The organism is Bacillus sp. JJ1503 (genome assembly GCF_036965125.1).
In the GTDB taxonomy this organism is placed as follows: Bacteria; Bacillota; Bacilli; order Bacillales; family Cytobacillaceae; genus Cytobacillus.
Genome location: NZ_JBALOZ010000058.1, coordinates 1 through 21,142 on the forward strand (window position 1 = coordinate 1; position 21,142 = coordinate 21,142).

20 protein-coding genes and 2 pseudogenes are annotated in these 21,142 nt (G+C 39.5%); 4 read left to right on the forward strand and 18 right to left on the reverse strand.

The genetic code is table 11. The annotated features are described in order from the left end of the window. Positions 1-108: 108 nt before the first annotated feature. From V7149_RS26440 to V7149_RS05315, 4 genes and pseudogenes are all read right to left on the reverse strand, one after another. Positions 109-191 (reverse strand): annotated as a pseudogene (locus V7149_RS26440) (hypothetical protein); the annotation flags it as partial. 142 nt (positions 192-333) lie between these two features. Beyond that, positions 334-960, reverse strand: coding sequence for a fumarylacetoacetate hydrolase family protein (locus V7149_RS05305; RefSeq protein ID WP_335344608.1), 627 nt, complete (start codon positions 958-960; stop codon positions 334-336). A gap of 235 nt (positions 961-1,195) precedes the next feature. Further along, the gene (locus V7149_RS05310; protein WP_335344609.1) at positions 1,196-1,633 is read right to left on the reverse strand and encodes a RidA family protein; all 438 of its coding nucleotides are present in this window, start codon (positions 1,631-1,633) and stop codon (positions 1,196-1,198) included. After that, a complete protein-coding gene (locus V7149_RS05315) occupies positions 1,630-2,844 on the reverse strand; it encodes a pyridoxal phosphate-dependent aminotransferase (RefSeq protein WP_335344610.1) in 1,215 nt (404 codons plus the stop codon). The genes V7149_RS05310 and V7149_RS05315 overlap by 4 nt, the downstream gene beginning before the upstream one ends. A gap of 291 nt (positions 2,845-3,135) precedes the next feature. On the opposite strand from V7149_RS05315, the gene V7149_RS05320 reads away from it, so the two are divergent. Beyond that, on the forward strand, positions 3,136-4,089 hold the full coding sequence (locus V7149_RS05320; RefSeq protein ID WP_335344611.1) for a LysR family transcriptional regulator: 954 nt from the start codon (positions 3,136-3,138) through the stop codon (positions 4,087-4,089). Positions 4,090-4,221: 132 nt separating this feature from the next. On the opposite strand, the gene V7149_RS05325 is transcribed toward V7149_RS05320, so the two are convergent. The 12 genes from V7149_RS05325 to V7149_RS05380 form a co-directional block, all read right to left on the reverse strand. Further along, positions 4,222-4,677, reverse strand: a complete 456-nt coding sequence (locus V7149_RS05325; protein ID WP_335344612.1) for a GNAT family N-acetyltransferase — start codon at positions 4,675-4,677, stop codon at positions 4,222-4,224. A gap of 841 nt (positions 4,678-5,518) precedes the next feature. Continuing rightward, complete coding sequence (locus V7149_RS05330; protein WP_335344613.1) at positions 5,519-7,111, reverse strand: HAL/PAL/TAL family ammonia-lyase; 1,593 nt, start codon at positions 7,109-7,111, stop codon at positions 5,519-5,521. Positions 7,112-7,182: 71 nt separating this feature from the next. Continuing rightward, a complete protein-coding gene (locus V7149_RS05335) occupies positions 7,183-8,436 on the reverse strand; it encodes a Zn-dependent hydrolase (RefSeq protein ID WP_335344614.1) in 1,254 nt (417 codons plus the stop codon). A 3-nt stretch (positions 8,437-8,439) separates the two neighbouring features. Then, positions 8,440-9,813 carry a dihydroorotase gene (locus V7149_RS05340; RefSeq protein ID WP_335344641.1) on the reverse strand — a complete coding sequence of 458 codons (1,374 nt, stop codon included), beginning with the start codon at positions 9,811-9,813 and terminating at the stop codon, positions 8,440-8,442. A gap of 2 nt (positions 9,814-9,815) precedes the next feature. Further along, positions 9,816-10,595, reverse strand: a complete 780-nt coding sequence (locus V7149_RS05345) for an IclR family transcriptional regulator (protein WP_335344615.1) — start codon at positions 10,593-10,595, stop codon at positions 9,816-9,818. A 38-nt stretch (positions 10,596-10,633) separates the two neighbouring features. Next, complete coding sequence (locus V7149_RS05350; protein ID WP_335344616.1) at positions 10,634-11,275, reverse strand: ABC transporter permease; 642 nt, start codon at positions 11,273-11,275, stop codon at positions 10,634-10,636. Positions 11,276-11,295: 20 nt separating this feature from the next. Then, the gene (locus tag V7149_RS05355) at positions 11,296-12,279 is read right to left on the reverse strand and encodes an ABC transporter ATP-binding protein (protein ID WP_335344617.1); all 984 of its coding nucleotides are present in this window, start codon (positions 12,277-12,279) and stop codon (positions 11,296-11,298) included. A gap of 78 nt (positions 12,280-12,357) precedes the next feature. Further along, positions 12,358-13,245, reverse strand: coding sequence for an ABC transporter substrate-binding protein (locus tag V7149_RS05360; protein ID WP_335344618.1), 888 nt, complete (start codon positions 13,243-13,245; stop codon positions 12,358-12,360). A gap of 30 nt (positions 13,246-13,275) precedes the next feature. Continuing rightward, a complete protein-coding gene (locus tag V7149_RS05365) occupies positions 13,276-13,923 on the reverse strand; it encodes an ABC transporter permease (protein WP_335344619.1) in 648 nt (215 codons plus the stop codon). Positions 13,924-13,956: 33 nt separating this feature from the next. Beyond that, positions 13,957-15,048 carry a DUF917 domain-containing protein gene (locus V7149_RS05370; RefSeq protein WP_335344620.1) on the reverse strand — a complete coding sequence of 364 codons (1,092 nt, stop codon included), beginning with the start codon at positions 15,046-15,048 and terminating at the stop codon, positions 13,957-13,959. Positions 15,049-15,084: 36 nt separating this feature from the next. After that, positions 15,085-16,722 (reverse strand): urocanate hydratase, encoded by a 1,638-nt coding sequence (locus V7149_RS05375; RefSeq protein ID WP_335344621.1) that lies wholly within the window; start codon positions 16,720-16,722, stop codon positions 15,085-15,087. 315 nt (positions 16,723-17,037) lie between these two features. Continuing rightward, positions 17,038-17,502: a hypothetical protein gene (locus V7149_RS05380; RefSeq protein WP_335344622.1), complete on the reverse strand. Its 465-nt coding sequence runs from the start codon at positions 17,500-17,502 to the stop codon at positions 17,038-17,040. A gap of 144 nt (positions 17,503-17,646) precedes the next feature. Between V7149_RS05380 and V7149_RS05385 the strand changes: the two genes are divergently transcribed. The 3 genes from V7149_RS05385 to V7149_RS05395 all read left to right on the forward strand — a co-directional run bounded on the left by V7149_RS05385 (position 17,647) and on the right by V7149_RS05395 (position 19,744). Further along, entirely contained in the window at positions 17,647-18,627 is a 981-nt protein-coding gene (locus V7149_RS05385; RefSeq protein WP_335344623.1) for a glycerophosphodiester phosphodiesterase family protein, read from the forward strand. 59 nt (positions 18,628-18,686) lie between these two features. Beyond that, positions 18,687-18,932, forward strand: coding sequence for a DUF2164 domain-containing protein (locus V7149_RS05390; protein WP_335344624.1), 246 nt, complete (start codon positions 18,687-18,689; stop codon positions 18,930-18,932). A gap of 149 nt (positions 18,933-19,081) precedes the next feature. Beyond that, positions 19,082-19,744, forward strand: coding sequence for an AraC family transcriptional regulator (locus tag V7149_RS05395; RefSeq protein ID WP_335344625.1), 663 nt, complete (start codon positions 19,082-19,084; stop codon positions 19,742-19,744). 95 nt (positions 19,745-19,839) lie between these two features. Here the strand turns inward: V7149_RS05395 and V7149_RS05400 are convergent, their stop codons facing one another. Both V7149_RS05400 and V7149_RS05405 read right to left on the reverse strand, forming a co-directional pair. Continuing rightward, positions 19,840-20,304: a GNAT family N-acetyltransferase gene (locus V7149_RS05400; RefSeq protein WP_335344626.1), complete on the reverse strand. Its 465-nt coding sequence runs from the start codon at positions 20,302-20,304 to the stop codon at positions 19,840-19,842. Positions 20,305-20,417: 113 nt separating this feature from the next. Next, positions 20,418-20,963, reverse strand: a pseudogene (locus V7149_RS05405) (GNAT family N-acetyltransferase). Positions 20,964-21,142 lie beyond the last annotated feature (179 nt).

Here is a 21,142-nt window from a genome sequence, read left to right on the forward strand (position 1 = left end):
AAGGGACGAGTGCGTTATACCCGTGATTCCACCCAATTTCCCATAAGAAAAAAGATCCTTATGGCTCTGGTGCAGTAACGTTGCATAGACGGCATTGGATACTTAGTTTCCCCAATACAGCTCAAAGGCGGTAAGATACTTTTCTGCGTTAGGAAGATTTCAGCAAGCCTTCCCTCTCTGGAAACCGTAAAAGTAGCTCATGTCCTTATCCGTGCTTAAGTAAATGGATTTTTTATACATATTATTATAGATTACAAAAAATAGCAACGGATTTTTCAAATTAATTTTTGAAAAGCTATTTTCCTGTTAGTGTGTCCATCATTATTAATTAATCTAACCAAGCTTTATCGAACAACTTCCAAGAACTTTCTCCCCCCATAGTAGTGCAAGTTGATCCCCGTCCGATATGGGTCCAACCCCTTCAGGAGTGCCGGTAAAAAGAATATCGCCTTCATCAAGGCCAAAATGTAAGGCTGTGTAATCTATTAATGTTTGCATATCAAAAATCATGTCCTTTATATTACCGATCTGAACCTTTTCTCCATTCTTTAATAGAGAAAACTCTTTGCTTTTACATTCGTTCACACCAGGAAACTTGATGAATTCGCTTAATATAGCGGAGTTAGGGAAGCTCTTTGCTAATAGCCATGGATGTCCTTTTTTCTTTAATTCGCTTTGAACATCGCGTAAAGTAAAGTCAATCCCAACAGCCATGCTGTCTACAAGGTCGTCAACTGTAGCTCCTCTTTCGTAAGGTTTGCCGATTCGAATGACTAATTCCACTTCAAAATGAATGGAGCCACGGTTTGCTGGTAACACGATTTCCTGACCATTGGCATAAGCCACAGCATGTGTAGTCTTTCCAAATAGAAAAGGAAATTTAGGAATTTCATTATTTAATTCTTTTGCATGTAGCGCATAGTTTCTTCCTACACAATATACATTTTTGATTGTTTGCATTGGTGTTCCCCCATATACTATCATTTTGTAAAAATACCCTTAATATTATGACTTCCTAAAGTAATTATAAATGACTTTTAATGAAAAGGTAATTTTTCCTATTAAAAACAGTAATATTGTATTTCATTTTTAATAGCCTTCACTTAGTTAAGCAAAGGCTATTTCTTCTATCTGCTATTGGATTCAATTTTCAACAATTTACTTAGTGACTAATCATTGCTTTTCCAGTAAATCTTCATGAAGAAACAGCAGCAATTAATTGAATTTCAACCGGTGCATTGCCTGGCAATGATGCAACACCTATCGCAGCGCGGCTCCCTATGCCTACGCTTCCTAATTCTTGGTATAAATACTCAGAAGCAAAGTCTGCAAGGCTAGAATGTGCTTCGAATGTTTCTTCTGCATTAATGTAAACGTTGAGTGCGAGTATTTGCTCTAGTTGTTCTCGTTCCGAAAGTCTATTCTTGGCGGCAGTAAGTGCATTTGCAGCTGCTTGCTTGACTGCTTCTTGATAGAACCCAATCGGCTGCTCAGCACTAACTTTTCCAATTTGAATCAGTACGCCATTTTTTCTTGGAGTCATTCCAGCGGTATAGATAAGGTTTTCAAACCGTGATGCCGGAGCATAGTTTCCCTGCGGAATTGGATTAGCTTTTTCTCCAAACATACTCATTTACGATACTCCTCCACTACCTTAATGATACGTTCAATTGCATCAACTGCTGCTTTATGATTCTGTGAAAAATTTATACGGAAGCTGTCGATGAACTGTGGGCCGAATTCTGTACCAGGTGTTACGGTAACAGCAGCCTGGAGGCGAAGTATCTTCACAAATTCATTTATTGAAACATCTAATTCAGGAAGTCTTGGGAATAGGTAGCTGCCTGCCTCCGTGGCTCTCACTTTAAAACCTTCAGCAGCGCGCAATTTTGCAAGAAGATCATCACGAATTGCCTGGTGCTGGTAAATACGTTCCCTCATCCATCCATCCGGCTCGGCAAACCAAGATTTCAATACTGCTTGGCTATAGCCGCCCGCACGAAGAGATACTATGGCCTGAAGTTTTTCCATTCTGTCAATTATTTTAGCTGATCCGAATGCTACACCTAGCCTGTACCCGCTTAGCGACTCTGTTTTCGATGGCCCCATGATGGTAATGACATTTTCGGGATCTACAATATTCTGCGCACATAGGTGCGTATAGGTCCGTCCCTCAAAAATCTGACGTGAGTACAGTTCATCCACGATAACTGTTGCTCCATACTCCTGTGCAAGTTCTGCAATCCTGCGAATTTCATCCTTTGAATAAATGACTCCTGTAGGATTATTGGGATTAGAGAACAAAAAGAGTTTAACCCCTGCCTTAAACGCGTCCTCCAACTGAGTTAAATCCAAACCTGCAGAAATGTCTGTTTTGAAATAGTCCATCTGAATTGGAACGATTTCACCGTCAAAGTATTCGACAAGTTTTCGGTTGGCAAAATAGTCTGGTACTACAATAGCAACCCTATCTCCTCTAGAAATGGTAGATCCCGTTGCTAGGAAAAGTGCCCCCTGTGTTCCTGGAGTAATAATAAAATTCCGGTCTGCGTTAATCGTTGTCCCCGTGTAATCTGATAGCTTTTCAGCTACATTCTCCCGGATCATTTTACTTCCACGATACTCGGTGTAGGCCTGTTTGCCACCAAGATGAACGCCTTCGATGAATACATCTAATGAGCCTGGAATTGGCTCAAAAGCGTCAACATCTCCGTGCGAAAAATCAACCGGTGTACCGGGAATTTTCTCACCACGCAGTTCAACCTCATTTGTGCTTTGGCGTACTTCTTGTCCAGGTGCATATTCAGCGCCAAGTTTTTTAAACTTCTCTTCTACTAAATTCATGATCGTCCCTCTCTTTCATTTTGATTTGAATATTTTATATTTACCTAATTTTTCTATATTGGCTTTTTATATTATAATCATAAGTGATTCTTACTCATTAACTCCAATATGAAAAAGTTAATAACGATATATATTTTTCTTTATACTCGCAGGGAATTTGGTTTAAATCCCCATCACCTATGAAACTATTCAGGGTATGGGAATCTTATTCTCAAAAACTCTCTATTTGGAAATATTAAGATCTTTTTACATTAACATCTGAAAATACTCAAGCAAGGAAGAAGGGTAATTATGCTAAAAAATATGTATTACGTTTATGCGGTCTATTTAAACAATAGTTTTTCTAAAGCGGCTGAAGAATTATATATTTCGCAACCAGCACTTAGTGCAGCGATTAAAAAGGTAGAAGACGAAATTGGACTTCCTATTTTTGACAGAAGCAGTAATCCAGTACAATTAACAGCAGCAGGTGAATATTATATTGAATCTATAGAGAAAATCATGAGCATAGAGAAAGAAATGAGATCATATTTTAATAATTTATTGGATAATAATCGGGGGACCATCAATATTGGGGGTGCTTCCTTCTTTTGCGCTTATATTTTTCCAACAATCGTGCAAGAGTTAAAAGTAGAATATCCAGATTATACAGTGAATCTCATGGAGGCAAATGCAGATGATTTAATGAAGTGTCTGCGTTCAGGTATTGTTGATATTATTATAGATGTTGAAAAAAGAGATCCTAAAATCTTTGATTCTTTTGTTTGGGCGGAAGAACAAATTTTGCTGGCTGTTCCGTCATTCTATGAAGTTAACAATAAATTAGGAAAGTATCGTCTAACTTTCGAGGATGTGGCTAGCGGTCAATATTTAAGTGAAAAATATGCTAAGGTTAGTCTAAAAGAATTTGAAGATGAAAATTTTTTATTATTGAAAAAGGGAAATGATTTGCACACGAGAAGCTTAAAAATGTGCAGGAAGGCAGGCTTTACTCCTAAAGTATCTATGTACCTTGATCAGTTACTTACTTCCTATTATATTGCTTGTAATGGAAAAGGAATTACTTTCGTACGTGCTGGTGTGACTCGGTACTTAGAAGAGACAAATAAGTTGTTCTTTTACAAAATTGATGATGAACATTCATATCGAAATATTATGTTGTATTATAGGAAATCGCACCCACTTTCCAAAGCCTGTATGGATTTTATTAAATTTTTGAATAAGAAAAAGCCTGTTGGCATTTAGTTTAGCGAGTAATCCAAATTCATTCGAAAAAATAAAGGTCATCGGATAATATTTCCGATGGCCTTTTAGATTGATTTTAAGCCCTATTTAGCTGAAAAAAGTAATGCTTAGCCAGGCTATTCGATAATTGTTCTATTCACTTACATATTTAATAACGGCCATTTCTTTACCGAACCGATCACCATTATCCACAAATCCCAAACTTTTATATAAACTATGAGCTCCAATATTATCTGGGTGATATCCTACAACAATTTTTTTCGCATTTGGCAATTTCGCCATCTCTGAAATCATTAACTCAGTTGCAGCTTTGGCAATACCCATGCCTTGATGTTCCTTATCCACCATAATTCTATAAATCCAATAACCATCAAGTTCTTCCTGAACAGAATTAAACATTAAAAACCCCACTACTTTTTCATCTAAATTAATGGCATATGGTTTTAAAGTAAGTTCAAACTTCGACTGTGCTATCGAAATTGCATTAGGCTCCAAATATTCAATTTGTTCTTTAAATACCTCTAATTTACTGCATTCATACCAGTTATCCGTATTTAATTCTACAATTTTCACTTTGTTTGTTTTCATTATTTTTCCCCTTCCAAATTTAGAGGAAACCCTAAGCAACCATTTTAATTAGGCGTTATCCCCATATAATGATTTGTGCTCAAATATTTTATTATTGTCATAATGACCGCCCCCTTAACAAAATTTTCCTAAAAGCTACATTTTTAATTATACTATATTTTCCTTTTTAATTTCTGCCCATTAGGTGGATTTTTCTACGATTTTAATTGTATATTTCATTATTTCACCTCCGTCAAAATCGGATCATGAACGTTCATATTCAGTGTTTTATTCTGGTGTCATACAAAATGAGCGCCATGAACATTTTATAGCTAGTGTTTTATTCTAATGACATACAAAACACGCGTCATGAACACTTTATGGTGAGGGTTTTCTTCTGGTCTTATACAAAACGAGCGCCATGAACGCTTTATAGCTAGGGTTTTCTTCTTGTATCATACAAAACGAGCGTCATGAATACTTCATAGTCTACTTAAACCTAATTCTATAAAAAAAGCCCCAATATATTACTAATTGAGGCTTCACTTTCCAATTATTAATCTTCCAAATTGACTTTAATCATCTTACTATCTATATAAGGTGTTTTAACCACTTCAGTGATTAAGGAAATAGGACCTGCTGTTTTATCAAACACCGCGATATAAATGCTCATGTTATACAAAGTGAAGGAAATTAGATCCGTTTCCAGTGGCGATTTAGGAATTGATAAAATGGATAGCGAAGACGAAAAAGATGTGTAAAGTGATGATTTAATGAGGAACAGAGCTCGCCCTATACTGCTTATGGGGCAAGCTCTTCCTAATGCTGGCTTACAAATCCGAAGTTACCGACCACTTTCATTCTACGCAGAAATTTTCCGCTGCGGAAATTGCGCCACAATCTGGCCGTTTTTTACAAATTCAATCATTTTCTCCAGATCTGATAGGATAAACCGATCTTCCCACATCGGTTCAATTGTTTGTCGAATCCAACGATGGAGAGTTGATGTGCCTATTCCCATCGGCAAATCATGCATTTCGTCCGCAATAAGATCGATGGCTTGCGCTGCAAGGAGCAGTTCAATAGCCAGTACTTGTTGGGCATGTTCGATGATTTGGGTCAGCTTACGAACGGCTCCCATCGCCATACTATTATGATCTTCTTGATTGCCTTTTGCAGGGATTGAATTTACACTTGCTGGCGTTGCTAATAGCCTCATCTCGCCGATGATTGCCGTAGCGTTCGCATGAACAAGTGCAAATCCAGTATTTAACCCGGCATTTGCAACTAAATTTGCCGGTAAACCATAGCTCATAGCTGGATCGAGCAGACGAGCGGATCTTCGCTCAGATATAACAGCTAAATCTGTAATGACAATCCCCATAAAGTCCAGCGCATATGAAAGATGTGCCCCATGATAATTTCCACCGCTTATACTTTCAAAATTCACGCCATTATGGAAAATTAACGGATTATCCTTCGCGGCATTCATTTCTTTATCTAAAATAGATTGGATATATTGCAACACATCTTTAATTGCTCCATGGACTTGGGCCGTAGATCGTATGCTCACTGCATCCTGGACACGAGGCGAGAATTCACCTAATCGTTTTCTTCCTTCATCCGTCGGCCATTGGCTCCCTTCTAATAATTCCCGCAACACTCGTGCTGTTTCCTGCTCTGCTTGAAGATTGTTCGCTTCGTGGATCCGGGGATCAAGTGCATTCAATTCCCCTCTACTTGCCTCGATATTTAAGGCCGCAGCCATATCAGCAACTTTACAAAGCTGCTGAACTTGATAATAAGTATAGATTGCTGCAGCAAGCACCATCGTACTACCGTCAATTAAAGCCAATGCTTCTTTTGAAGCCATTTCAAAGCGGACGGGAGATATTTGTGCCTTAGCCAAAATATCAGCGATTTTCCCCTCTTCCCCCTGGAAACGAGCCCTTCCTTCCGGGGCCCCAATGATACATAAACCGATATGCGCCATTGCCTGTAAATCGCCGACCCCTAATGAGCCGATTTGAGGTACACACGGATAGATACCTTTATTTAACAACTGCAGAATTCGCTCAATAAATTCAACTCTTACCCCTGAATTACCACGGGCAAGTACATTTACTCGCAATAACATTGCAAGGCGAACGACTGGATCTGGAAAATTTGGACCAAGCCCCACAGCATGTGAAAGTAAGATCTTTCGCTGAAATTCATTTTGATTACATTCATCAACGACAAAATTCTTTAATTTACCTAAACCAGTTGTCACACCATAAATCACTTTTTTCTCATCTACCAACCATTGATCTACGGCAGAACGGAACAGCTTTACTCGATCTTTTGCTTGAGCTGACAAGGAAACTTGCAGTTTCGGATTTTCAATATATTCAACAATCTTATTATATGATAATGATTGCCCGTCTATTATAAGCTCCCCAGTTTGACTAGACACATGTTTCACCCCCACTTGTGAAATAGTTATAATAAGCGCTCTAGCTAGAGTAGTAGAAAATTAGAAATAGACTATATACTACGATCAAATTCAAGTAGCGCTCTTGCCATTGCCTCGATTCCACGTGCAACATCAACATAATCTGTCCATTCCTCCGGGCAGTGACTTCTGCCATCACTGCTAGGAACAAAAATCATGCCCACTGGAGCAATGTTTGCCAGTTGATTCGCATCATGGCCCGCACCGCTTGGTAAATACATTGTACTTCCAGCAGCGGCACATGCTTTACTAATCTTGTCCTGAATTTCGGGAAGAACACGAATCGCTTCAGACTTTGATAAATTATCTAAACTAATTTCTAGAGACCGATATGCGGCGATATGATTGGAAAAACGAGAGAATTTATCGATGATTGTCTCGATAATTCCCGCGTCAAGCGAGCGAACTTCCAATTCAAATGTGACGCGTCCCGGAACAACATTCGCTCCATTCGGTTCATTCATTAATTTTCCCACTGTGCCAACCACCGGGTCCGCATATGTCGCTTTGCATAAATTCTCCAGTTCTAACACGAGTTGTGATGCGCCTGTTAATGCATCGAATCGCATATTCATCGGGGTTGTGCCCGCATGGTTAGGTTTTCCTTCAACGATAACTCGATAACGATGGATGCCAACAATCCCGGTCACAACTCCAAGCTGCTTATTCGATTGTTCTAAAACGGGGCCTTGTTCGATGTGGAGCTCCAAATACAAGCTGACATCCCCTTGTTTTCGAGTGAACTCAGCGATTCGATTGGGCGCTCCCCCCATCATTTGAATCCCATCTTTCAACTTTAGCCCTGATTGATCCGTCCGTTCCATCATCTCGGGTGATAAATGACCAACCATTGCTCGGCTTCCAATAGTCGATATTCCGAACTCACTTGGTTCTTCCGCTGTGAAATCAACAATTTCAAGTGGATGGCGCAGTCTAGTTCCCGTTTCCTGCAAGCGGCGAGCAATTTCCAGTCCAGCAACAACACCAATGATCCCATCAAACCGGCCTCCGCCAGTGACGGTATCCGTATGAGATCCGATCATGATTGGCTTACAATGGTCATCCGTACCAGCCATTGTTCCAATCAGATTAGCACCAGCATCTGTTTTGACATCTAGCCCACATGTTTCCATTTGCTCTTTTAACCATGCACGGCTTTGCTTATACCATGGTGTAAACGGCCTTCGTGTCCAGCCAGGTTTCGTTTTATCAACCATTTCTGCCAAGGTTAATATGTCCCGTTGAATACGATCTCGATTAGGATGCAGGTGAAATGAATTGCTCATGCTTCACAACCCCTTATGCACTGCTTTGACAAACTGACCATCGCCTGCTTTTCCTACTACTTCTCCGTGCTCGTTATATACCTTCTGTCCGCGAACAAATGTGTTCACTATTTTTCCGTATACTTTACGGTTGTGATACGGACTCCAGTTTGCGCTGGAATGTAAAGTTTTTTCATCCAAGGTATACGACTGCTGTGGATCCAAAATGACGATATCAGCGTCCATTCCAACTTCGATGCGACCTTTGCAATGGTCTAATCCGAAAGTTGCTGCTGGATTTTCTGAAAGTACACGTACGAGATCTAATATCGTTATCTTCCCCGACGCAACTCCTTCACTGTACATAATCGGCAATAGTGTTTCAACACCTGGCGCACCCGATGCATTTTGAAAAATATCACTGCTTGCTTTTCGGTCTAACGTCCAAGGAGCATGGTCTGATGTGACCATATCGATTTTGCCAGATGCAATGAGATCCCATAGATCGCTTACATCTTGTTTCGTCCGCAGCGGTGGGTTGATTTTCCCTCTAGCACCAAGCTCCAACAGATCTTCTTCGTTAAAAGTTAAGTAATGTGTACATGTTTCTGCTGTGATTTTTGCACCTTGTGAGCGATAATAGTCAACGAAATCAAAGATCCGTTTAAAAGTACTATGATATAAGTGCAGCTTTACTCCGGTATAATAGGCCAATTCCATCGCTGTTAATCCTGCAACAGATTCCGCCACTTTCGGTCGGCTATAACCATGCGCACGTGGATCCGCCATACCTTGATCAGCAAATTTACGTAAATATCTTCTGACAATATCATCATTTTCCGCATGAACCCCGACGGGACGTCCCGTTTTCGCTATGACAGCAAAAGCATCCAATAATTGTCCTTCATCAATACGGGGAAACCGAAAAGAATCCGTATTAAACATCGATACTTTAAAGCCACAGGCACCTGCTTGAGCCAGTTTTGTAATTTCATCCAAACCATCTTCTTTTGGAATCGTTGCCAATAAGGCCGTATCAACAACCGCCTCTTCTTCTAGCCTAGCTGCTTTTTCCAAAAAGAGCTGCTCAGTGTAAACGATTCCTGTTGCATCATATGGCATTTCAATAATCGTTGTTACGCCACCGGCAGCAGCCGATTTGCCTGCATTCGTAAAACCTTCCGCAAGCGAGCTAAAGCAATGAACATGCGCGTCAATCGCACCCGGGAGAATATAACTTCCCGATGCATCAATCGTTTCTTTGCTAAACAGTTTTGTATTATCTTTAGAAACGTGGCTTATTTTCCCATCTTTAATTGCTATAGTCGACTCATAATCGATACGGTCTGGTAAAACAACGTTACCCTTAATCAACAGATCGAATTCCGTATGTAACATGGTCAATTACCTTCCTCCCCCTTATATAAAGATGCAGTAGAAACGCAAGCTAGCTGCCTCGAGATTTCTTCTGCTGAGGACACGACAGTATTCACAAATAATTCACTGTTTTCTTTCGTCCATCGATCTGTTGGCCCAGCGACTGTCAGTGAAGCAATGACACGTTTGTCTTTATCATATATAGGAACTGCTAAACCAAATATATTTGTATCCACTTCCGCGAACGTCAGGCAATAGCCTTGCGATCTAATTTCTTCTATTTCTGACTGAATGTTTTGTCGTACATTTTCGTCTGAGATTGTTTGGACTAATTGCGAGATTGTTTGTTTCTTTTCAAATGCTAAAATCGCTTTGCCTGAAGCTCCGCGGTAGAGCGGTAATATTTTTCCTACTTCAACAGACAACCTAAGGATTTGACGTGTTTCTATACTTTGCACACAAATCACCTCAGTTGCTGACCTCACACAAAGCAAGGACGTTTCATTTACTTTTTCAGTTAACATTTCCATGATCGGTCGAGCAATCGTAATTAATTCCCGGTCCATTTGTTGCTGTAAACTTCTTGCCAAATCAAGTATGCGCACACCTAATCTAATTTGTCCGACTGATTTTCTTTCGACCATTCCATAATTCTCTAATGTTTTGATTAGTCGATAAGCGGTGCTTTCCGGAATGGCGACTTTCTCCGCGATTTCACTCACGGTCAAGTTCGACTCCACTTCGGCTAAAGAAAAAATAATATCTAATGCTCTTTCGATCGTTTGATTTTTGTTTACATTCACCGCTTTATCCCTCACTTGGTGATAATCAATATGTTCTTCTACTTCGATACGAGTTCACCTCTTACTTTTAAGGCAGAGCGTTTCTCTAAACTTAATAATAACTGGTTAGCTGCGATCGCAAGCAGGGATACAAAAATGGTACCCCAGATCATTTTAGGAGTATGATTTTGATAAAGTCCTTCAAATAAAATAACTCCAAGTCCACCAGCGTTGATCCATGCGGCAATCGTGGCGATCCCAATGGTCGAAATGGTGGCGATTCGGATGCCGCCTAAAATCACAGGTAAAGCGAGTGGAAATTCAATTTTCCAAAACAATCGAAGTGAGGCTAGTCCCATTCCTTTGCCCGCTTCAATAATCGCTGGATCGATGGATTGAAATCCAACCATGACATTGCGGACGAGTATGAGTTGGCAGTAGGCAATGAGGGCAATAATTGCAGGTTTTAAACCCAATCCAACAATTGGAATTAAGAAGGCGAACATTGCTAAACTAGGAATCGAATATAAGATGCCGAGAATCGACAAAACCGGCACTGACAGCCACTTTTTTCGGGATAATAATATTCCTACGGGTAGAGCAATCAGCAAGGCGATGCTTAGTGAAATAACAGTAAGCATAAGATGTTGAAAAAATAACATCAATATACGATCATACTGATTGATTAAATAGTCAAACATAGTTTTTTCCCACCTTTACGTTATAGAGCGGCTTTTGAGCGATTACTTCCCGCAATATAACCTTTAAGCTCAGCCAATGTGATTCGCCCAATCGGTGTTTGATCCTCCGCTGTCACGATGACTGAATCGCTTTGTGCCTGTAAAATATGTGAGAGAACACTTTTCAAATTCTCAGCCTGATCCACCTTTACTTCTTGGGGGTCGATCGTATCAGTAAGTGGCACCATCACATGATCAGCTCTCATTAGACTGAGATGTTGCACGACATCCTCTGAATGAACAAGCTCACTAACAAAAGAATTTGCTGGATTCGTAATGATGTTTAAGGGTGTGTCGTATTGTTGAATGACTCCTTCGTTCATAATCACAATTTTATCCCCTAATTTCAGCGCCTCGTCAATATCATGTGTAACAAACAAAATGGTCTTGTTTAGTTTGCGTTGAATGTGAATCATTTCATCCTGCAATGTACTTCGGGTAATTGCATCGATCGCCCCGAATGGTTCATCCATTAACATAATCGACGGATTGCCAGCCAAAGCCCGAGCCAAACCAACACGCTGCTGCTGTCCACCAGATAATTGCCGCGGATATCTGTTACGATATTCCTCAGGTGACAACTCGATCAATTCTAGTAAAAAATCGATTCGTTCATCGATTTTTTTCGCATCCCAGCCTAATTCCTTAGGAACTGTTGCAATATTTTCAGCAATTGTCATATGCGGAAATAAACCAATTTGTTGAATGACATAGCCAATATTGCGCCGCAGTTCGGTGACTGGTATATCCATAATGTCCTTACCATGCACAAAAATTTTCCCAGATGTCATATCATGAATCCGATTTACCATTTTCAACAATGTTGTCTTTCCACATCCGGATGCTCCTAGGATTGTGACAAAGCTACCTTCTTCAATTGTGAGGTTTGTTTCATACACGGACGGTTTTGCCGCATTAGGAAACTGTTTGATCACTTGTTCAAAAACAATGGCATTCTTCGTCAAACCTCTCACCCTCAATTCTACATCTATAAAGTAAAGTTTCATTCAGCGAGAACTTTCGCATTCCCGCTGAATATAAGATTATTTAATCAAACCTTCATTTTGTAAAAATTCTTTCGCTACATCCGCATACTCACGCTGATTAATGTCCACTTCCGCATTCAATTTCTGCATCGTGCTATCATCAAGTTTCGCTGAGATATCATCTAAGATTTTCCTGATTTTTTCATCCTTATCTAATGTATCTTGGCGAATGACTGGAGCAACGAAATATGGCGGCCATAAATGTTTATCATCTTCTAACAAAACTAGATCTGGATTCGTTAAATCACCATCTGTTCCAAACGCAACTGTCCCTTGCACTTCGTCCTCTAATACAGCACGATATTTAACACCATAATCATAAAGCTTTAGACTTTTAAAATTAAAATCCCCGTACACCCGATTCATTCCAAGCAGTCCGTCTTCGCGTTCTTCAAACTCAGGAACCGCCGCAAAATCGATGTGTTCTGCATTTGCTTGAAGGTCTGATAGAGTCTTAATTCCATATTCATCCGATGCTTTTTTCGATACAGCGATTGCTTGCGTGTTATTCGCGTTTGACGGAGTTAACCAAACTAGATCAAATTCCTTCTTATAAAAATCAGCAACCATATCATACACTTGTTGTGGATCAGAGAGTGGCTCTTCCTCCATAATATTAAGGAGTCCAGTACCTGTATATTCAGGATACACGTCAATATCACCCTTCTTTAGTGCCTCATGAGCAACAAGTGTTCCACCAAGATTCAATTTACGGTCTACTTTAAATCCTGCATCTTCCAATGCTAATGCATACATTTCACCTAAAATGAGCGATTCCGTAAAGTTTTTCGAACCTACCTTTATATTCGAAGAACCACTGCAAGCACTAAGTGCCAAAGAAAATACAAGTACCATTGCTAGAACAATCCATGATTTTTTTTTCATGATAAACCTCCTCTAAAATAGTTTTCTTCCCTATGAATCTCTTTGATACCTTGTTGTCATACGCTCAATCACTGAAAAAATGACCTCTGAAAATATCGTTAATAACGCAATCGGGATGGCACCGACGAGCAACACTTCAAATTTATACATGCTTAATCCATTAATAATAAATGTTCCTAACCCACCGCCTCCAATAAATGCCGCAAGCGATGCACTAGCAAGAACCTCCACGCTCGATGTTTTCGCACCAGCAATCACGAGGGGCATCGCTAGCGGGAACTCAATTTTCCTTAACACCGCCTTTTCGCTCATTCCCATCCCAGTAGCAGATTCGAGAATGGCAGGATCGATTCCACGAAACCCCATAAATGTATTAATAAGGATCGGAGGACAGGCTAAAACTGTCAATGCGATAAGCGCCGGTAAAAATCCAGTTCCAATCAGCGGCAGCATAATAACAAGGATAGCCAGACTCGGAATAACCCGAATGGAATTGACCGTATTCATAATCGTTGCTGCAACTTTTGGATTTTTTGCGCACCATATCCCAAGTGGAACACAGAGAAGTAAACCAAGAATGAGCGCCGAAAAACTTAAGGTTAAATGAACTTGCAGCTCCTCTAAAAATCGATTATGATTTTTTATTAAATATTCGTATGCTTTCAAAATCAGTTCCACCAGTTTCCTCCTTTCCCCTTAGTACTAAAGCTTTTACTCCTCTAAAGCATAATCAGCAATCTGAATACCTAGAGCAGCCTCGACATCAGGATAAACGGATGCATCGCGTACACTTGAACTAAGTGGAATATGACTCTTATGAATTCTAAATACTGCAATCTCTACACCTGGATCCAATGCCCCAGCACTAAGTGGTTTACCTGTTTCAGTTGAAATGGCCGTAATCACATCAGGATAAGTCGTCAAACGATTACCTTGTGAATCATCTACTGCCATAAATTCGTTCATTACATGCAATGTTAGTGGATTGTTTGGCACATCAACGACTATTTGACCGATATCAAAAGCACCTGAATATTCAACGGATGTGGAAATAACCTTTCCCCGCCCTAAAATCTCTCCGTTCGTCTTATCGCAAATCGTTTGGATGACCGCTTCCGCACCCTTTGGTTCAGCCTCAATGATCGCCTTGCCAAGATCGATCGCCATTGAAATTCCGCCAACCGCAGCATTCTCTTTTATAAAACTTGCAGGGAGTGGCAGTCTCGCCGAAGCGATAAATCCGCCTGACATATCAGAAGCAGTTCGTAATATTTTGGATGTTTTAGCCGGTGATCCTTTTACGACGAGCTCGATATAAGATCCAGTTTCCTTCTTCCCGCCAACAACAACTTGAATTGTTTCAAAATGAGGGTCGGCTGCTACACCCATCTGACCCATCTGACCTGTTGGATGAGCGCGAATATCTCCTGTTGCATCAACTACGACCAAATCAAGCATTGCTGCTGGTAACCAGCCGTTGATTGAGCTTGACATTCCATTTTGCGGTGTCATCACACCAACAATTTTTCCTTCATAGTTTTCTATCAATAACTTGACTGCGTTAATATAATCGATACCCAACATTTGCCAATCCGTTTTTCCAGCTGGTGCACCAATCGCAGTACAAGTAATAATGAGCGCGTCATCCGGAAGTTCATCGACAGACACCAATTTCGGTTGTCCCATCGTAACCGCCGCACCACCAATTTCTAGACCATGATCGACCCATCCACCACCACCTGAAGCATACACAGAACCACCTGCAACCGCCGCCTTCACATCATCCATCGTTAATACACGCATCTGTTTCTCCTCCTCTTTTATCAATTGATTCTTAGCTTATAATACAATCCGTTGAATTCCTTTTTTATCAATTTCATCGAGCGCCTCTTCATAGCCGGCATCTGCATATCTTAGTACCCCTAAGCTCGTATCATTATCTAACGCATGCTTTAACCGTATATCCGCTTCAACAGTCCCGTCAGCAACAAGTGTAATTCCGGCGCTCGTCATATATCCGGAATACCCGCCTCCACCTGAGTGGATTGCTGTTAAATCCGCCATCGATGAGCAGCTTAACATTCCATTCAAAAGTGGCCAATCAGAAATAGCGTCACTTCCGTCTTTCATTCTTTCCGTCATAATATTTGGATGTGTCATCGCTCCTGCATCAAGGTGATCTCGGGAGAATGCGATCGGGCCACTTAATACCCCATCCCGAACCATCTTGTTTACTGCGATTGCTAACTCTGTTCTTTCACCATGGCCAAACCAGCCGATCCGTGCAGGCAATCCTTGGAATGGAACGTATTGATTAGCGAGTGAAATCCAATTCGTCACAATTTTATTTTCTTTAAAATGTTCTAATATGTAGTTATCGATCGTATGAATATCATCCTCTTCACCCGTCAAAGCGATCCAACGAAACGGCCCAATCGCCCGGCTGAACAGGGGCCGTAAATAGGCTTCTGTAAAAATATCGATATCAAAGGCATCACTAACACCATACTGATACGCTTGAGTACGAATGTTATTGCCGTTATCAAATACAATTGAACCACGGCTTTTAAGAGTAAGCATCGACTCCACTTCTCTGGCAATGGATGCACGCGCATCTTGCTCAAGCTTAGCCGGATTTGTTTCACGTATACGATTCACATCTTCCTTGTCATATCCTGATGGAATATAGCCATATAATAAATCGTGTGCTGATGTTTGGTCCGTTACTATATCCGGAGTAATGTTGCGTCTCACAAGCTCTTGATAAATATCCGCGGCATTTCCGACTAGACCGACACTCACACTATCATTTTTAGAAGTTGCTTCTTCAATCCAGCCTAATGCCTCATCCAAATCATGCGTTTTCTTTTGTAAATAACCGTTTTCAATTCGTTTATCGACGCGTGCCTCATCGATTTCTACGACAAGAATGGCCGCACCGACCATGACGCCCGCAAGTGGCTGTGCTCCCCCCATTCCTCCAAGTCCAGCCGTTAAAATAAATTTCCCTGCTAGACTTCCATTGAAATGCTTTTCCGCAATCGCGGCAAAAATTTCATATGTTCCTTGAATCACACCTTGGGAACCGATATATTGCCATGCAGCCGCTGTCAGCCCGCCCCACATAATCAGATCTTTTTCTTGTAAATCGTAAAAATTCTCACTCGTTGCCCATTTTCCAACGATATTACAGTTGGCCATAATGACAAGTGGTGCGAATGCATGAGTTTTCAAAATTCCGATCGGCTTACCGGACTGAATGACTAATGTCTCATCTTCTTCAATATTTTGGAGTGCTTTCACAATTCCGTGGTAAGCATCCCAATTACGGGCAGCCTTACCGAGCGCTGCATATACAACCAATTCTTTCTGGTTTTCCCCATTTTCTAGCACATTCTCTAACATGCGAAGCAAAGCCTCTTGACGCCAGCCTTTACAACGAAGTTCTGTGCCTCGAAATGCCGTAATCTTCTCCATAACACTCACCCTTTCTCATATTATAAGAATTAATTATCATATAATGATAATTAATTCTCTTTTTATTCGAATATTAAACAATATTTCGATAATAGTCAATCAGGAATTTACCTCTCGCTGCTTTATTTTTATTATTCCTATGTATTTAGTTGGTTTATTTCCACTAAGATGGTAACATCTGACCGAAGAAGTGTCAATTAATAGTTTGTTAGTCCCAAAGATTGATATGTATTTTGAAGGCATTTCTTCTAAGCAGAAAACGAAAAGGTTGCCGCCAACTTTAACTGGAGCAACCTTTTTAAAGAGTATTAATTTTTAATCTATCTCTAAAGCAAAAGCATAAAATGCGTCTCCATGTGATAAATGCTCAACCTTTTCATCCATCCACCATACTCCAAACGAATAATAATAAACTCCTTTTTCGGTAGGTGCCGTAAAACTATCATCTATAACCTCAATTGTATGTTCCTCGTTCCCATGTATCTGGACCACATAGTATTCGTTTGGTTTAGGATCATACTCCATCACAAATGTAATTTTTTCACCAGGCTTTACTTTTATTGGTTTTTTGCCTTCTAAAAGTTCAATTGGCCCAGCCGTATCAACACAAGTACTTACACCTTTCCCATTCCAGCAATAAGTACCTAATGTCGTTTCATACATATCATTATTTATTTTAATAACTGCATTTGGCGGCTTCTCTTCTAACATATTTACTTTGGAACAGCCCAGCAGGCTCATACCCATTAGCAGGAATAACAGCAGTAGTTTTCTATTCATTTTCCATCCCCCCATAATATTGGACGGAAATAGTTGAACCTTTGTTACTCGCTAAATTCTTTTTGCACAAAATAAGCAGAGCTTCTGATTATTTTTCTATGCTAAACTATTGGAAGGTATGTCCATTTGGATATTGGAGGAATTATGAAGAAGTTTAAACGAGTGGCCAAAAGGTTTTCTATATTTGTATTGGTTTTATCAGCTTTCATGTTTCTTAATAATAGTTCTCTATTTTCGAAAGCCAGGGAGGAGGCCCCATTGTTATTAGCACATAGAGGAATGGCTCAAACGTTCCCAATGGAAGGAATCACTGGTGAAACATGTACGGCCGAAAGGATTTATGAACCTGAACATCCATTTTTGGAGAATACGATTCCATCAATAGAAGCAGCCTTTAAAGCAGGTGCTGACATCGTTGAATTTGATGTTCAATTAACGAAGGATGGGAAATTTGCTGTTTTCCATGATTGGACTCTTGAATGCCGAACGAATGGAAAAGGTGTTACGAGAGAGCACACAATGGAAGAATTAAAACAATTGGATATTGGCTATGGGTATACATTTGATAACGGGAAAACGTATACCTTTCGTGGTAAAGGCGTTGGGCTAATGCCAACACTTGATGAAGTGCTAAGCTTTTTTCCGAATCAGTCATTTCTCATACATATAAAAAGTAATGACCCTGAAGAAGGAGTGCAGCTTGAAAAATATCTTTCAGAATTGCCAAAGGAACGCTTAAGTCAACTAACAGTTTATGGGGGTGATCTGCCAATTGAGACATTAAAAGAAGGTCTTCCAAATCTCCGTGTCATGTCAAAAGCTACTCTAAAAAGCTGCATGCTGCCTTATATCGCCGTTGGCTGGATAGGATATGTCCCCTCATCCTGTCATCAAACACAAATACATCTTCCAGAGAAATACGCTCCTTGGATATGGGGATGGTCAAATAAGTTTGTAAATCGGATGGATAGGGTGGATTCCAGAGTCATTATTGTAGCAGGAGATGGCGGATGGTCGGAAGGTTTTGATAAAGAAAAAGATTTAGAACGCCTTCCTAAAAATTATAATGGCGGGATTTGGACTAACAGTATTGAGATTATAGCTCCTAGTATTAAATCTAAATAAACTAATCACTTCGTGTATATCCAATTAACTATTATAATTTTTTGAAGGAGTGTTATTCTATGTTTTTTAAGCTCACAAAAGATCAACAACAATTAATGATTGCAGACATTCAATATTTCTTTTCACAAGAGAGGGATGAGGAAATATCAGAATTCGCTGCTGAAAGTGTATTAGAATTCGTTAAGGAATCACTTGCTCCTCATTTTTATAATGCTGCCGTTTCAGATGTTAAACACTTAGTCAGCCAGCAATTGTCTTCTCTGGAAGATGAAATATTAACACTAGAACGCCCAATTAGAAAATAATGGGTCACTATAAAAGGGCATCTTCTTATGTAAGAAAATGCCCCTGCTTCCTAATGCGTAGATTTTCTCTCTATAGATCAAGCAACCCATTTCTATTTGAATTTGTTAACCTTTTCAATCATGATAACCTTTAAAGGGGAGGTCGAAACATGACTCGAATACAAAAATTAAACGTATTAAACGGACAAGAAATGTACAAATATTTTAAGAAAACACAAAGCCTTCAACAAGAGATAATGGTTCCGTTTAACGAAGCGATGTGTTATGGAAACACATCCGCTACTCTTTTTTCAGATGAATTTGCCGCCATTCGTGCAAAGGCTCATCACGTTACTTCCGTCCAATATCATGAAATCACCCTTAAACCTTTGCAGCCTCTTTTGAGTAAAGACTTTACACACCTAGCATTATGGTTTGGTCCTGATATGTTCTGTCAGATCAATGTCCTTACGATTCTCGCATGGCTCAACGAAACACAATGTGTACAGACAATTGACCTTCATCTAATGAATGACCATTATGAGCACTTGGGAAAATTCACACTTGAAGTTAATGGATATCATGCCCTTTACAAACAGGTTTTGATCGATAAAACGATGCCCGCCGCTATTTATCCTGAACCATTAAAGAAGGGGATTGAGCTTTATTTGAATTATCAACATGAAGATAGTGACCTTATGCTGTATATTAAAAATCATCCAAATGTCCCTGAGAAAGAGCTTATGCATGATCTAATGAGGGATTTTTCCGATTATGGGCTAGGTGATATTCAATATATAGAGCTTATTAGAAATAGTCGGAAATCTATTTAATTTGTTATTTATAACTTTTAAATTTACTGCCAAAAAACATAGAAACTATTGTCATCGCCAAAGTACTTAATCATCATTAAAAAGGCATTGTACAATTACATAATGCCTTTTTGGTATAGGTTTATATAATGAGTTGAATTCGGGTAGTCACAAGTCTTAGAGAATCCAAATGCAGTATAAAACAAATCAGCTTGATCTGTATCAGTATGCAAGACTAAACCTTCATAATAATTCTTAGCCTCTAAGATTATCTTGCTTAATAGAAGTGATCCTACCCCACTTCGTCGAAAATCACTTGCAACATAAAACCTTCTTAATCGACCGATTTTCGGTTTGTTAGAATACGGGTCAATATTAAGCCCGCCGATGGCAATGAGTACGCCTTGTTCATTATATACACCATATAATGATTCACCGTGCTTATTAAAACGATTTGTGCCATCTTGATAATCATTGACCAGCTTTTCTAGAAAACGAAACCCGGCAGCTTTACTTTCTTCAACTAAATGGAAAATTTCTAACGTCTCTAATCCCTCTATTTCTTGAATTTTAAATTCCACCTATGCATCACCTCCATTGGAAAAATTAACTTTTGTACTATTTTGTTTATCTTTCCGGCAGAATTTCCATGTCAACACTGCATTCGTTGAAGTATCATTGTTTAAAATAAAATCTATTTTACAAATTCCTTAACATTGATCCTCCAAATCATATGATCATACCCTTCTCCCCAATAATTCTTTAATAGATATTGTGGCTCCCCGAACTTCTTTTTCCAAATTTTTTGTGCAGTTGTATATCCACTATCTAAACAAAATTCTTCTATGCCCTTATTGAGCAAAGTAAAAAACATCGCATCCAGCAGCCTATTGCCTATCCCTTTCCTTTGAAAGTCAGGATGAACGAAGACTGTCCCTACCTCCACTAGGTCTTTTAATGCATGATTCGTACAATGATAAATAAGCTCACTTGCTTGTCAAAATTCGATTGAGCCAATAATCTGATCCCTATCTAAAGCAATAAGAAAATATCGTTTCTCCCCATCACTTTCAAAATCAAGATTTAAGTATTTTTTCTTAGCTTCTATTTCATCTTCTATATCTTCTAACATCTCTCCAATACCTTCTTTAGAAAAAGTGTCTGTAATGACTACTCTAAAAAAGTGATTTAGCTCCCTAATATTCTCAGCCGTTGGTCTTCTTATCTCAATATTTAACATTCTGATGCGATCTCCTTTTCAGCTTCTATATCGTTAATGGTTCTATATATGTACTTAACATTCCTTGCACTAATTCTTGTAATCGGACATTTTATCTTATGAATGGGAATATTTATATATTAGTAGGAAAAGCACTTAAAGCCGCGAATTATCTAACATAGTGCTTTTAAAAAGGAGGT

Coding starts and splice junctions, on each gene's coding strand:
- V7149_RS05305 (WP_335344608.1), bottom strand. CDS start 960: ATGCAAACAATCAAAAATGTATATTGTGTAGGAAGAAACTATGCGCTA.
- V7149_RS05310 (WP_335344609.1), bottom strand. CDS start 1,633: ATGAGTATGTTTGGAGAAAAAGCTAATCCAATTCCGCAGGGAAACTAT.
- V7149_RS05315 (WP_335344610.1), bottom strand. CDS start 2,844: ATGAATTTAGTAGAAGAGAAGTTTAAAAAACTTGGCGCTGAATATGCA.
- V7149_RS05320 (WP_335344611.1), top strand. CDS start 3,136: ATGCTAAAAAATATGTATTACGTTTATGCGGTCTATTTAAACAATAGT.
- V7149_RS05325 (WP_335344612.1), bottom strand. CDS start 4,677: ATGAAAACAAACAAAGTGAAAATTGTAGAATTAAATACGGATAACTGG.
- V7149_RS05335 (WP_335344614.1), bottom strand. CDS start 8,436: ATGAGCAATTCATTTCACCTGCATCCTAATCGAGATCGTATTCAACGG.
- V7149_RS05340 (WP_335344641.1), bottom strand. CDS start 9,813: ATGTTACATACGGAATTCGATCTGTTGATTAAGGGTAACGTTGTTTTA.
- V7149_RS05350 (WP_335344616.1), bottom strand. CDS start 11,275: ATGTTTGACTATTTAATCAATCAGTATGATCGTATATTGATGTTATTT.
- V7149_RS05360 (WP_335344618.1), bottom strand. CDS start 13,245: ATGAAAAAAAAATCATGGATTGTTCTAGCAATGGTACTTGTATTTTCT.
- V7149_RS05370 (WP_335344620.1), bottom strand. CDS start 15,048: ATGCGTGTATTAACGATGGATGATGTGAAGGCGGCGGTTGCAGGTGGT.
- V7149_RS05375 (WP_335344621.1), bottom strand. CDS start 16,722: ATGGAGAAGATTACGGCATTTCGAGGCACAGAACTTCGTTGTAAAGGC.
- V7149_RS05380 (WP_335344622.1), bottom strand. CDS start 17,502: ATGAATAGAAAACTACTGCTGTTATTCCTGCTAATGGGTATGAGCCTG.
- V7149_RS05385 (WP_335344623.1), top strand. CDS start 17,647: ATGAAGAAGTTTAAACGAGTGGCCAAAAGGTTTTCTATATTTGTATTG.
- V7149_RS05390 (WP_335344624.1), top strand. CDS start 18,687: ATGTTTTTTAAGCTCACAAAAGATCAACAACAATTAATGATTGCAGAC.
- V7149_RS05395 (WP_335344625.1), top strand. CDS start 19,082: ATGACTCGAATACAAAAATTAAACGTATTAAACGGACAAGAAATGTAC.